This is a genomic window from Neptuniibacter sp. PT8_73 (assembly GCF_047778045.1).
Lineage (GTDB): Bacteria > Pseudomonadota > Gammaproteobacteria > Pseudomonadales > Balneatricaceae > Neptuniibacter.
The window spans coordinates 430,074-443,686 of the sequence record NZ_CP180545.1 but is presented as its reverse complement, the minus strand read 5'-3'; the positions used below and the strand labels follow the sequence as shown (position 1 = coordinate 443,686).

The following is a 13,613-nucleotide window of genomic DNA, read 5'->3' as shown; positions in this document are numbered from 1 at the left end:
TGTTTTTTGAACAGAACCGAAGAAATTTGAATCAAGCTCGCTGCATTTCAGATAGAGCTCGGAACTGGATTATGGGATCGATAAGAAAGCGATGTTTAAGCTATAGATAGAGGGTGCGCTAAGAAAGCTAGAGGCGTTTATCACTATCAGTAACCTCGATTTAGAAACTAGGATTTAGCTTGGATAAACATCCATCCTTGGTTAATTGGGGGTTCGACAGTGGGTAAAAACTCCCCGAAGAAACATCTAATAATTAACCTAGCTTCTGTTTAGCTAATTTAGATAATAAAGGCTGTTATCAAATTGCGTTTTAGAAGGAGAGCAAATGAATTCTACTTACCTCTCCAAAAGAAGACTGTACCAACGAAACCACGGACTGGTGGGCTATGCGTCAGCAACGAGCACAGAAACAAAGGCTAATTAAGCAACCCCTTTATAAAATGATTATTATTTTCAATTAAGAAAACAATTAAAACCAATTTTAAATGATTACTATTTTCAACAAAGGCTAAAACTGCCATTTTTTATAATAAAAATAGATACCTACAACCAATGTATACCCTCTTTAAAAGCCTTGATTTAAGTACTATTTTTTAAATTTATAGCGACTATTAGCCTCATTTAAATAGTTTTGATTGAGCTGATTGCCTGTTTTTTTTTATAATCTGCGCACAAATCATAACTAGATTTAAGTGAGACGTTGGACGCCATGAGCTACTATTCTGACTACCTAGAAGAAATTGAGGTTCGTAAAAAGGACCTGGGTCTAAACCCAAAACCAATCGATAGCGCTGAATTGCTATCTGAAATCATTGCCCAGATCAAAGACACTGGTAATGCAGAGCGCGAAGCTTCTCTAAACTTCTTCATCTATAACACGCTACCTGGTACTACGCCAGCAGCTGGTGTTAAAGCGGCTTTCCTAAAAGACATCGCTCTAGGTAAAGAAACTGTTGCTGAGATCTCTCCAGAGTTCGCTCTTGAACAACTGTCTCACATGAAAGGTGGTCCTTCTGTAGAAGCACTACTAGACATCGCTCTTTCTGACGACGCACAAGCTGCTGCAGCGGGCGAAGTTCTTAAGTCTCAAGTATTCCTATACGACGCTGATACAGCTCGTCTAGCGGACGCTTTCAAAGCGGGCAACGCAATCGCTAAAGATATCCTAGAAAGCTACTCTAAAGCAGAGTTCTTCACTAAGCTTGACGATATCCCTGAGACAATCAAAGTTATCACTTACATTGCTGCAGAAGGCGATATCTCTACTGACCTTCTTTCTCCTGGTAACCAGTCTCACTCACGTGCAGACCGTGAATTGCACGGTAAGTGCATGATCACTCCAGAAGCTCAGCAAGAAATCGCTGACATGGTTAAGCAAAACCCAGATGCTAAAGTGATGCTAATCGCTGAAAAAGGTACCATGGGTGTTGGTTCTTCTCGTATGTCTGGTGTTAACAACGTTGCACTATGGGCTGGTGAGAAAACTTCTCCATACATTCCATTCATCAACAACCGTCCAGTAGTTGCAGGTACTAACGGTATCGCACCTATCTTCCTAACTACGGTTGGTGTAACAGGTGGTATCGGTCTTGACCTTAAGAACTGGGTTAAGAAAACTGATGCAAACGGCGAAGTTGTTCGTGACGCAAACGGCGATCCAGTACTAGAAGAAGCATACTCTGTTGCTACTGGTACAGTGCTAACTATCGACACTAAAGCTAAGAAGCTTTACAACGGCAACGAAGAGCTAGCAGACGTATCTGACTCTTTCACTCCACAGAAAGTGGAATTCATGAAAGCTGGCGGTTCTTACGCAGTAACTTTCGGTAAGAAACTACAAACGTTCGCTGCTGAAACTCTAGGCGTTGAAGCTCCAGCTGTTTACGCACAATCTAAAGAGATCTCTCACGAAGGCCAAGGCCTAACTGCTGTTGAAAAAATCTTCAACCGCAATGCTGTAGGCGTAACTTCTAAGACTCCTCTACACACTGGTTCTGACGTTCGCGTTAAAGTGAACATCGTAGGTTCTCAGGACACTACTGGTCCTATGACTTGTCAGGAACTAGAAGCAATGGCTGCTTCTACTATCTCTACAAGCGTTGACGGTGCTTTCCAATCTGGCTGTCACACTGCATCTGTATGGGATAACAAAGCTAAGGCTAACACGCCTAAGCTAATGGCATTCATGAACGCATTCGGCGTAATCACTGCACGTGACCCGAAAGGCGTTTACCACTCAATGACTGACGTAATCCACAAAGTATTGAACGACATCACTGTTGATGACCGTGCAATCATCATTGGTGGTGACTCTCACACGCGTATGTCTAAGGGTGTAGCATTCGGTGCTGACTCCGGTACTGTTGCGATCGCATTGGCAACTGGTGAATCAGCAATGCCAATCCCTGAGTCTGTAAAAGTTACCTTCAAAGGTGCTATGAAGCCTCACATGGACTTCCGTGACATCGTACACGCTACTCAAGCGCAGATGCTTAAGAAGTTCGCTGGTGAAAACGTTTTCCAAGGTCGCGTAATCGAAGTACAGATCGGTACTCTACTTGCTGACCAAGCGTTCACGTTCACTGACTGGACTGCAGAAATGAAAGCGAAAGCTTCTATCTGTATCTCTACTGACGAAACGCTAATTCAGTCTCTAGAACTAGCTAAGTCTCGTATCCAGATCATGATCGACAAAGGTATGGAAAACGAAGCAGGCATGCTACAAGGTCTTATCGACCTAGCTGACAAGCGTATCGCTGAAGTTAAATCTGGCGAAGCTCCAGCACTTGCTCCAGACGACAACGCTAAGTACTACGCTGAGCTAGTAGTTGACCTAGACGCAATCGATGAGCCAATGATTGCTGACCCAGACGTTAACAACGAAGACGTTTCTAAGCGTTACACTCACGATGTTATCCGTCCAACTTCTTACTACAACGGCCGTGAAGTTAACCTAGGCTTCGTTGGTTCTTGTATGGTTCACAAAGGCGACATGCAGATCATTGCTGCAATGCTACGCAACCTAGAAAAGAACGGTCCTATCACGTTCAACGCACCTCTAGTTGTTGCTCCGCCAACTTACAACATCGTTGACGAGCTAAAAGCTGAAGGCGATTGGGACATCCTAGCGAAATACGCTGGCTTCACTTTCGATGATGAGCACCCGAAAGAAGAAGCACGTACTAAGTACGAGAACATTCTGTACCTAGAACGCCCAGGCTGTAATCTATGCATGGGTAACCAAGAGAAAGCGGAAGCTGGTGACACTGTACTAGCTACTTCTACTCGTCTATTCCAAGGCCGTGTTGTAGAAGACTCTGCTGAGAAGAAAGGTGAATCCCTTCTAGGTTCTACTCCAATGGTTGTTCTTTCTACTATCTTGGGTCGTTTCCCAACGTTGGAAGAGTACAAAGCAGCTGTTGAAGGTATCAACCTAACGTCTTTCGCTCCACCAAGCGAAGACCTAAGCGTTGCACCACAAGCTATCCCAGCTGCACGTATCTAATCACTAGATAACGTAAGCAATAAAAAGCCCCGATAATTCGGGGCTTTTTTGTTTCTGTTAAGACAGCCGCTAGATCGCTGCGCTGCTAGAAGTTAGTGGCTAGAAAACAGTGTCAGGCAACAGCTAGCACTATCGCCCCATTCTTTTCTATATCGACCTGTAAGCCACTCATGTTTATTTAGAAAGGAATATCGTCATCAAAGTCAGCGGGCTGAGGTGCGGGCGCCGCATTGGAGTTAAAGTACTCTTGCTCAGAGGCTTCTGGGGATGACGCTGACTGAATCTTCCAGCCAACAAGGTTATTGAAATAGCGGCCGTTATATTCGCGACCACGGATATCAAAGCTGACCGTGACCTCTTGCCCTATTTGAAGCGAATCAAGCAGGCTAACCTTATCTTGCACAAACTCCAGATTGATCTCCTGAGGATATTTTCCGTCTTCAACTATCACAACCATTTCACGTTTAGTGAAGCCACTATTGAATGTTTGCGGATCTTGGATCAGTTTAATTTTGCCAGTTAGCTCGTAACTCATGAATGCTTTCCAAAGGTATCAAAAATTTCAAAATTGACCTCATTAAATCAAAAATGAAAAAAGAAGTCTTCGTTAGAGTTCAAAGCCAAACCAGCATTCATGTTATCAGCACGGCTTAAATACATCCTACATTCTAATAAAGCCCTGCCAACCCCTAGCCACTATAAGCGAAGCGCTCTAACAACTAGCTACTTACGACCGCTTAGGCAACGCCCAGTCAGGACGCGGAAAGTGGCAGGTATATCCACCAGGATAGCGCTCAAGATAATCCTGATGCTCAGGCTCTGCCACCCAAAAATCGCTAGCAGCTTCAACTTCAGTAACCACTTTGCCTGGCCACAAGCCGCTGGCTTCAACATCAGCGATTGTATCTAGCGCCGTTTGTTTTTGCTCGTTGTCTAAAAAGTAGATGGCTGAGCGGTAGGAGGTACCGCGATCATTGCCCTGTCGATTAGGCGTGGTAGGGTCATGAATCTGGAAGAAAAACTCCAATAAGGTTCGGTAAGAAATCAATTCTGAATTAAATAGGATCTCAATACCCTCAGCATGCGTACCATGATTGCGGTAAGTAGCATTAAGCACATCACCACCGGTATAGCCAACACGAGTCGCTATAACGCCCGGTAATTTACGAATTAGATCTTGCATACCCCAGAAGCATCCACCAGCAAGTACGGCTCGTTGTTCACTCATTCAGGCATCCTCCAATTTAAAAGCTAGCAATAGACCAGTATATCTTTGTTATAGCGCTTACCAGAAAGTTCCCACAGCTTAAGCGCTTTGGTCAACAAAGAACTTAATTTCTACGGTTATTTACCGATTAAGGTTTACCTCAGTCATAAAAAAACCGCCGATAAATCGGCGGTTTTTTTTCAGTCTTTAACGACTAGTAGCGAAACACTTTCACCACTAGCTGCTAAAAGAAACTTAGCTAACTGCATCATCAGCAAGTAGGTCTTTCATAGACAGTTTGATACGGCCGCGCTGGTCTACGTCCAGTACTTTAACCTTAACCATCTGATCCATCTGGATGTAGTCAGTTACTTTCTCAACACGCTTGTTATCGATCTGAGAAATGTGAACTAGACCATCTTTACCTGGTAGGATGTTAACGAACGCACCAAAGTCTTCGATACGCACAACCTTACCTTCGTAAACCTGACCAATCTCTGCTTCAGCAGTGATTTCGATGATCTTATCAGTAGCCGCTTTAGCTGCTGCTTTGTCTGCAGCGTATACGCGAACTGTACCATCGTCTTCGATGTCGATAGATGCGCCAGTCTCTTCAGTAAGTGCACGGATAGTTGCACCACCTTTACCAATAACGTCACGAATTTTCTCTGGGTTGATCTTCAATTGAGTCAACGCAGGCGCGTTATCTGGAAGCTCTGGACGTGCGTAACCGATAACTTTAGCCATCTCTTTCAGGATGTGAACACGTGCTTCGTATGCTTGCTCAAGTGCGATGTCCATGATCTCTTCAGTGATACCAGTGATTTTGATATCCATCTGAAGTGCAGTGATACCTGTTTCAGTACCCGCTACTTTAAAGTCCATGTCACCTAGGTGATCTTCGTCACCCAAGATGTCAGTTAGGACAGCAAAGCCGTTCTCTTCTTTAACAAGACCCATTGCGATACCCGCAACTGGTGCTTTAAGAGGTACACCTGCATCCATCATAGATAGAGACGCGCCACATACAGAAGCCATGGAGCTAGAACCGTTAGATTCAGTGATCTCAGATACGATACGGATTGTGTATGGGAACTCTTCTTGAGTTGGAAGAACTGCAGCAACACCACGACGTGCTAGACGACCGTGACCAATTTCACGACGACCAGCACCCATCATACGACCACATTCACCTACAGAGTATGGAGGGAAGTTGTAGTGCAACATGAATGGATCTTTACGCTCACCTTCGATCGCATCGATGATCTGCTGATCACGTGCAGTACCTAGTGTACAAGTCGCGATAGACTGCGTTTCACCACGAGTGAATAGCGCAGAACCGTGAGTACCTTGTAGTACGTCGATCTGAACATCGATACCACGAACAGTCTTGTTATCACGGCCATCGATACGAGGCTCACCTGCAACGATACGGCCACGAACGATCTCTTTCTCTAGGGAGCTAACGATGCCAGATACATCACCAGCAGAAGGCTGACCTTCTTCTTCGCCCGCTAGATTTTCAACCGCTTGAGCGCGAAGCTCAGCCAGTGCATTCTGACGCTGCATTTTATCAGCAACTTGGTAAGCAGCTGTGATGCCTTCGCCTACTTCAGCACGTACTTTAGCGATTAGATCTTGATCTTTTTCAGGCGCAGTCCAAACCCAAGCTTCTTTACCTGCTTCAGCTTTAAGTTCGTTAACAGCGTTAACAACTGCTTGCATCTCTTGGTGAGCGAATAGAACCGCACCAAGCATTTCGTCTTCTGAAAGCTCTTGCGCTTCAGATTCAACCATTAGTACAGCGTCAGATGTACCAGCAACAACCATGTCCAGCTCAGATGTTTCAAGCTGCTCATAAGATGGGTTTAAGATGTAACCATCTTCTTCAGTGAAGCCAACACGTGCTGCACCGATTGGGCCTTGGAATGGAATACCAGAGATCGCTAATGCTGCAGACGTACCGATCATCGCTGCGATATCTGGATCGTTTACTTTGTCAGCAGACATTACAGTACAAACAACCTGAACTTCGTTCATGTAACCCTTAGGGAACAGTGGACGAATTGGACGGTCGATAAGACGAGAAGTAAGCGTCTCTTTCTCAGATGGACGTGCTTCACGCTTGAAGAAACCACCAGGGATACGGCCTACAGCGTAGTATTTCTCTTGGTAGTGAACAGAAAGAGGGAAGAAACCCTGACCTTCTTTTGCTTCTTTAGCGCCAACAACAGTACAAAGTACTTCGTTACCACCCATTTTAACCAGGACAGAACCTGTCGCCTGACGCGCAACGCGGCCAGTTTCGATAGTTACTTCCTGACCACCAAACTGGAATGTTTTAGTAGCTACTTGGAACACAATAATTTTCCTTTAAATAATTTGGCGGGGCAGTTTGCAGATAACTTTCATGCCTTCTGTCTTGCCAGTACTCAAATAAGCTCTTTGGGTAGATCTAAAAACTCATTTGAGTACGGGCGGGATGAAATAGTTACCTTTTCTTACCCCAGATAAAACCGGGGCCATACATTGTATGGCCCCAGAGAATTCACACTAACTTAGCGACGCAGACCTAGACGCTTGATCAGCTCAAGGTAACGATCAGCATCTTTACCTTTTAGGTAGTCCAGCAGCTTACGGCGCTGGTTTACCATGCGGATCAGACCACGGCGAGAGTGGTGGTCATGTTTGTTCGCTTTGAAGTGACCTTGTAGACCTTCGATGTTAGCAGATAGTAGAGCTACCTGAACTTCTGGGGAACCAGTGTCGCCTTCAGCGCGAGCGAAATCTGCAACGATTGCCGCTTTTTTCTCAGCAGTTAATGCCATTTTCTTACTCCTAAAAAATATGCACACGATCTTAAGATCGCCGGATTGAAAAGAAACGATGCACCGAGCATATTTTCAGTACAACGCCACATCGGCCCTCTTACGAGAACCAAATAAAATCTTTATTGATCAGCTTCAGTGCAGATAAGACGCTTAGGTTTTAGCTGCTGCTCGACTACTTCGGCAACGCCCAAGAAACGCTCTGCATCGCTATCCAGTGATGTACCAAACAAGCGAATCAAGCTACCTTCTGCATAATCGGCATTAGGGACTGATTGGCCATGCATAATCAAACTGGTTTGCTGATCATCTAATCGAACTGCCGGTAGATCATCTACAGCAGCCCAGGCTGGCAATAATAGCTTATCCAGCTCGATTTGTATGCCTTTTTGCTCTTCTTCAGCACTGTTTTCGGGCACTAACTCACGTAGCTCATCCAAACTCATCATTCGGTCAGCCGTGAATGCCCCAACATCCAGTCTATGGAGCATTTTGACGTGTGCACCGCAGCCAAGAATATGGCCTAAGTCTTCAACGATGGAACGAATATAGGTGCCTTTGGAACAGAAAACTTCCAGATCGATCTCACCATCACGTAAAGCGCTTAATTTGATCTCATGGATCGTCACTTTACGCGGTTTAACTTCGACCTGAATACCCTTTCGAGCCAGCTTATAAAGCGGCTGCCCTTGGTGTTTCAGCGCTGAAAACATCGAAGGAACTTGTTCTATCTCACCGCTAAACTCTGACTGCAAAATTCCATCGATCTTGTCTTCAGTCAGATCGGTCGGAACAGGCTTTACTTCGACTACCGCGCCATCAGCATCACTAGAATCTGTACGAATACCAAGCTTAGCTGTTGTGATATAGCGCTTATCAGAATCGAGCAGGTGTTGAGAGAACTTAGTCGCCTCACCTAAACAGATCGGTAGCATACCTGTAGCAAGTGGATCCAAAGCACCTGTATGACCTGCTTTGGCAGCATCAAAAATGCGTCGAACTTGCTGTAGAGCGGAATTAGAAGAGATACCGGACGGTTTATTCAACAAGAATACACCGTCGACCGCCCGGCCTCGGGATTTTCTACGACGACCCACGATTATTCCTCGTCAGCGTCTATAGAAGAGTTCTGATTTTCCTGACGGATAGCCGCCTCAATCAGATGATGTAGATGTCTGCCACGCTCGATCGTTTCATCAAAATGGAAACGAAGTTGCGGCATAACACGTAGCTGAACGTTACGACAAAGTTCTCCACGAAGGAAACCTGCAGCATTGTTCAGTACTTTTAGTGAATCAATAATTGCTTCTGCTTCATCTTTACCATTAAGCGGTAAAACAGTGATGTAGACATCAGCAAAACCTAGATCCTTACTAACTTTGACATGGCTAACAGTAACCATACCTAAGCGTGGATCTTTTACTTCAAACTGGATCAGCTGAGCCAGCTCACGTTGGAGCTGGTCAGCAATCCTGGATGTACGACTATAATCGCGTGCCATAAAGGTTATTTATTACCTTGAATTGCAATATTACAGCGTGCGCTGAACTTCAACTGTGTCGTAAACCTCAATCTGGTCGCCGACTTTAACATCGTTGTAGTTCTTAACGCCGATACCACATTCCATACCCTGACGGACTTCGTTCACGTTATCTTTGAAGCGGCGTAGAGATTCTAGCTCGCCTTCGTAGATAACAACGTTTTCACGTAGGACACGGATTCGTTTATTACGGAAGACAGTACCTTCTGTAACCATACAGCCGGCTACTGCACCAATCTTAGGCGCTTTAAATACATCACGTACTTCAGCAATACCCACGATCTCTTCACGGTACTCAGGAGATAGCAGACCGCCCATCGCTTGTTTAACGTCATCGATGATGTCGTAGATTACGCTGTAGTAACGTAGTTCAATACCTTCGCGTTCTAGTACCTGACGCGCTTGAGCGTCAGCACGAACGTTAAAGCCGACCATCAATGCATCTGCAGTTACCGCAAGGTTAGCATCAGTTTCAGCAATACCACCGACACCACCAGATACGATGTTTACCTTAACTTCATCAGTAGATAGATCTTCCAATGCGTGCGTTAGGGCTTCCAAAGAACCACGTACGTCTGTCTTCAGTACGATATTAAACTGCTTAACATCACCTGCTTGCATGTTAGCAAATAGGTTTTCAAGCTTAGATTTCTGCTGACGCGCAAGCTTAACATCACGGTATTTACCCTGACGGAATAGAGCAACTTCACGTGCTTTCTTCTCGTTAGATACCATTGTGAATTCATCACCCGCGTTAGGCGTACCATCCAGACCTTGGATTTCTACAGGAATCGCAGGACCAGCGGAATCGATCGGCTTACCGTTCTCATCCAGCATCGCACGTACACGGCCATAGTGAAGGCCTGCAAGTACGATATCACCTTTACGTAGCGTACCGTTCTGTACAAGTACAGTAGCAACTGGACCACGACCTTTATCTAGACGAGATTCAACTACTACACCCTGAGCAGGCGCATTAGGTACAGCTTCAAGTTCTAAAATTTCTGACTGCAGTAATACTGCATCCAGAAGCTCTTCGATACCTTGACCTGATTTAGCAGATACATTTACGAACTGGTTTTCACCACCCCATTCTTCTGGGATAACGTCCAGTGCTGCCAATTCGTTTTTAACACGATCCGGATCAGCTTGTTCTTTATCGATCTTGTTCACAGCAACAACTAGAGGCACACCAGCCGCTTTCGCGTGCTGAACCGCTTCTTCAGTCTGAGGCATTACGCCATCGTCTGCTGCAACTACTAGGATTACAATATCGGTTACAGAAGCACCACGTGCACGCATTGCGGTAAACGCTGCGTGGCCCGGAGTATCTAGGAATGTAACCATGCCGTTATCAGTATCTACGTGGTAGGCACCGATATGCTGGGTAATACCGCCAGACTCACCAGAAGCTACACGTGAAGAACGAATGTAATCTAGTAGAGACGTTTTACCGTGGTCTACGTGACCCATTACGGTTACAACTGGTGCACGACCTTCAGAATCACCCTGCTGCGCCTGAATGCTTTCCATCAACGCTTCTTCTACAGCGTTTTCCTGCATTGGCTTAGGTGTGTGACCCATCTCTTCTACAACAAGTGTTGCTGTATCCTGATCGATAACTTGGTTGATAGTCGCCATAGCGCCCATACCAAACATTACCTTGATCACTTCAGCAGCCTTAACGTTCATCTTCTTCGCAAGATCTGCAACCGTGATGCTCTCAGGAATAGATACTTCGATCACCTGTTGAGTAGTTGGCTCTTTAAAGCCGTGCTCATTAGGTTTGTTAGAAAGCGGCTTGCCGTTCTTACCGCGGTTACGGCTAATCTTGCCACCACGACGATCCTGCTGACCACGGTTGTCATTGCCTTTTTTCTTGCCTTTGCCACGACGATCGTTGCCAGAATCGTTTTTCTTAGCCTGTTCTTGAGCCTTGAAGCGCTGTTCTGTTTCTGCTTTACGGCGCTTAGCCTCTTCTTCTTTCTTCTGCTTAGCTTTTTCAGCAGCTTCAGCTTCTTGTTTCTTCTGCTCTGCAGCTTTAGCTTCTGTCTCGCGCTTCTGCTGTTCTTCAGCTTCACGCTCTTTAGCTGCTTTTTCTTCAGCTTCGCGTACTGCTTGAGCTTCCGCTTCCTGCTGTTTACGCTCTTCTTCTAAGCGTAACTCTTCAGCATTCTGTGCTTCCACTTGCTGATCTGCTTCGCCTTCAGCACCTTCCACTTCTGAACGTTTCACATAAGTACGTTTCTTGCGTACTTCAACGTTCACAGTCTTCTTCTTACCTGAAGCACCGGATACTTTTAGAGTCGATGTAGTTTTACGCTTTAGTGTAATTTTCTTAGGCTCAGCATCATCTGCATCTTCACCATGACTACGCTTAAGGTGATTTAGCAATGATTGACGCTCAGTTTCAGAAACTTCCGCGGTTTCGTTTTTACCTGAAATGCCAGCTTCCTGCATTTGTTCTAACAAACGCTCAACGGAAACACCAACCATTTCGGCAAGCTGCTTAACTGTTACTTCTGCCATGTTAGGAGGCTCCTATTCCGTTAATCTTTACTCTTCAGCAAACCATGGTGCACGAGCAGTCATGATTAACGCTGCAGCTCGCTCTTCATCTAGGCCTTCAATATCTAGCAAGTCATCAATAGACTGTTCCGCTAGATCTTCCATAGTAATTACACCTTGCGCGGCCAGTAGGTAAGCTAAGTGCTTGTCCATACCGTCCATCTCCAACAGGTCTGCTGCTGGTTCTGCACTGTCTAGTTTTTCCTCACTTGCGATAGCAAGGTTTAGAAGTGCATCTTTCGCACGCTTACGTAGTTCCTCTACGATAGCTTCGTCGAAACCATCGATCTCTAACATTTCATCAACAGGAACGTAAGCAACTTCCTCTAGTGTGGTGAAACCTTCTTCTACCAACACTTCAGCAACATCTTCATCAACGTCTAGATGGTTGATGAACGTATCGATAACGGAACCAACTTCAGACTGATGCTTCTCTTGAGCATCTTCTTCAGTCATTACGTTTAGTTCCCAGCCAGTAAGCTCGGAAGCCAAACGTACGTTCTGGCCACTACGGCCGATCGCCATCGCTAAGTTTTCTTCAGCAACTGCTACATCCATTGAGTGCGTTTCTTCGTCAAGGACGATAGATGCAACATCTGCAGGGGCCATAGCGTTGATAACCAACTGCGCTGGGTTATCGTCCCAAAGCACGATATCAACACGCTCACCGCCCAATTCGTTAGATACAGCCTGCACACGTGAACCACGCATACCAACGCATGCACCAACAGGATCGATACGGCCATCATTTGTTTTAACCGCGATCTTGGCACGTGAACCTGGGTCACGAGATGCCGCACGAATTTCGATCACTTCTTCAGAGATCTCTGGTACTTCGATACGGAACAGCTCAATCAACATTTCGTTGCAAGAACGGCTCAAGATCAATTGAGGGCCACGGCCTTCTGAGCGAACTTCAAGAAGTACCGCACGCACACGATCACCCATGCGGAATGCTTCACGCTGGATTAGCTGATCACGAGGTAGCAATGCTTCAGCATTGTTACCTAGATCTACAATAATGTTATCGCGTGTTACTTTTTTAACACTGCCCGAGATCAACTCACCTTGGCGATCACGGTATAATTCAACAACTTTCGCACGCTCTGCTTCGCGAACTTTCTGAACAATAACTTGTTTAGCTGTTTGTGCCGCAATACGACCAAACTTAACAGATTCAACCTGTTCTTCATGTACGCTACCTGGCTCTAGAGAAGCATCGATTTCTTCAGCTTCTTCCATCGTCAGCTCAGTACCTAGTGCAGGCACTTCTTCATTGCTTACAACCAACCAGCGGCGGAAAGTTTCGTAATCGCCTGTAGTACGATCAATAACTACGCGAATATCCGCTTCTTCGTCGTAACGCTTCTTAGTTGCTGTTGCTAGTGCAACTTCAATCGCCTCGAAAATTACTTCTTTCGGAACATCTTTCTCGTTAGAAACTGCTTCCGCAACCAACAGAATCTCTTTATTCATGCTTCTGCCTCGCCTAAGACCTCTAATCCACGTTTAGAACTGAGGGATAATGTTTGCACGATCGATGTACTCAATCGGCAGCATATATTCTTCATTGTCGACCACTACCAGAATGTCGTCGCCTTCAACACCATTCAGCACACCTTTAAATTTACGGCGGCCTTCAAACGCAATTCGTAAGCGAACCTGAATAACAGATCCTGCATAGGCTTCAAATTGCTCAAGTGTAAATAGAGGACGATCCATACCTGGAGAGGACACCTCAAGGGTGTAGTTACCGGCAATCGGATCTTCTACATCCATAATTCCGCTGACCTGATGGCTGACTTTAGCGCAATCATCTACGTTAATGCCGTTATCAGAATCGATATACACCCGTAGGGTGCTGTGTTTTCCCTGTGAGAGAAACTCAATACCCCAGAGCTCAAACCCCAGCGCTGTAACTGAAGGTTCAATCAACTCTTGTAATAGTTTCATTTTCGCTGACAC

10 protein-coding genes are annotated in these 13,613 nt (G+C 45.5%); 1 reads left to right on the top strand and 9 read right to left on the bottom strand.

Annotated elements, in window-relative coordinates; genetic code table 11:
• The first annotated feature begins 709 nt into the window (after window positions 1–709).
• Complete coding sequence (locus ACMXYN_RS01980) at window positions 710–3,505, top strand: bifunctional aconitate hydratase 2/2-methylisocitrate dehydratase (RefSeq protein ID WP_415893256.1); 2,796 nt, start codon at window positions 710–712, stop codon at window positions 3,503–3,505.
• Window positions 3,506–3,683: 178 nt separating this feature from the next.
• On the opposite strand, the gene ACMXYN_RS01975 is transcribed toward ACMXYN_RS01980, so the two are convergent.
• From ACMXYN_RS01975 to rimP, 9 genes are all read right to left on the bottom strand, one after another.
• Entirely contained in the window at window positions 3,684–4,040 is a 357-nt protein-coding gene (locus tag ACMXYN_RS01975; RefSeq protein ID WP_415883316.1) for a DUF3127 domain-containing protein, read from the bottom strand.
• Between the two features lie 192 nt (window positions 4,041–4,232).
• A complete protein-coding gene (gene msrA / locus ACMXYN_RS01970) occupies window positions 4,233–4,733 on the bottom strand; it encodes a peptide-methionine (S)-S-oxide reductase MsrA (protein WP_415893254.1) in 501 nt (166 codons plus the stop codon).
• Window positions 4,734–4,967: 234 nt separating this feature from the next.
• The gene (gene pnp / locus ACMXYN_RS01965) at window positions 4,968–7,073 is read right to left on the bottom strand and encodes a polyribonucleotide nucleotidyltransferase (RefSeq protein WP_415883314.1); all 2,106 of its coding nucleotides are present in this window, start codon (window positions 7,071–7,073) and stop codon (window positions 4,968–4,970) included.
• A gap of 197 nt (window positions 7,074–7,270) precedes the next feature.
• The gene (gene rpsO, locus ACMXYN_RS01960; protein WP_415883313.1) at window positions 7,271–7,540 is read right to left on the bottom strand and encodes a 30S ribosomal protein S15; all 270 of its coding nucleotides are present in this window, start codon (window positions 7,538–7,540) and stop codon (window positions 7,271–7,273) included.
• A gap of 122 nt (window positions 7,541–7,662) precedes the next feature.
• Window positions 7,663–8,637, bottom strand: coding sequence for a tRNA pseudouridine(55) synthase TruB (gene truB, locus ACMXYN_RS01955; RefSeq protein WP_415893253.1), 975 nt, complete (start codon window positions 8,635–8,637; stop codon window positions 7,663–7,665).
• Between the two features lie 2 nt (window positions 8,638–8,639).
• Window positions 8,640–9,041, bottom strand: a complete 402-nt coding sequence (rbfA, locus tag ACMXYN_RS01950; RefSeq protein ID WP_415893252.1) for a 30S ribosome-binding factor RbfA — start codon at window positions 9,039–9,041, stop codon at window positions 8,640–8,642.
• A 30-nt stretch (window positions 9,042–9,071) separates the two neighbouring features.
• Window positions 9,072–11,609: a translation initiation factor IF-2 gene (infB, locus tag ACMXYN_RS01945; RefSeq protein WP_415893250.1), complete on the bottom strand. Its 2,538-nt coding sequence runs from the start codon at window positions 11,607–11,609 to the stop codon at window positions 9,072–9,074.
• Window positions 11,610–11,636: 27 nt separating this feature from the next.
• Window positions 11,637–13,124, bottom strand: coding sequence for a transcription termination factor NusA (nusA, locus tag ACMXYN_RS01940; protein WP_415893249.1), 1,488 nt, complete (start codon window positions 13,122–13,124; stop codon window positions 11,637–11,639).
• Between the two features lie 33 nt (window positions 13,125–13,157).
• The gene (gene rimP, locus ACMXYN_RS01935) at window positions 13,158–13,613 is read right to left on the bottom strand and encodes a ribosome maturation factor RimP (protein WP_415883308.1); all 456 of its coding nucleotides are present in this window, start codon (window positions 13,611–13,613) and stop codon (window positions 13,158–13,160) included.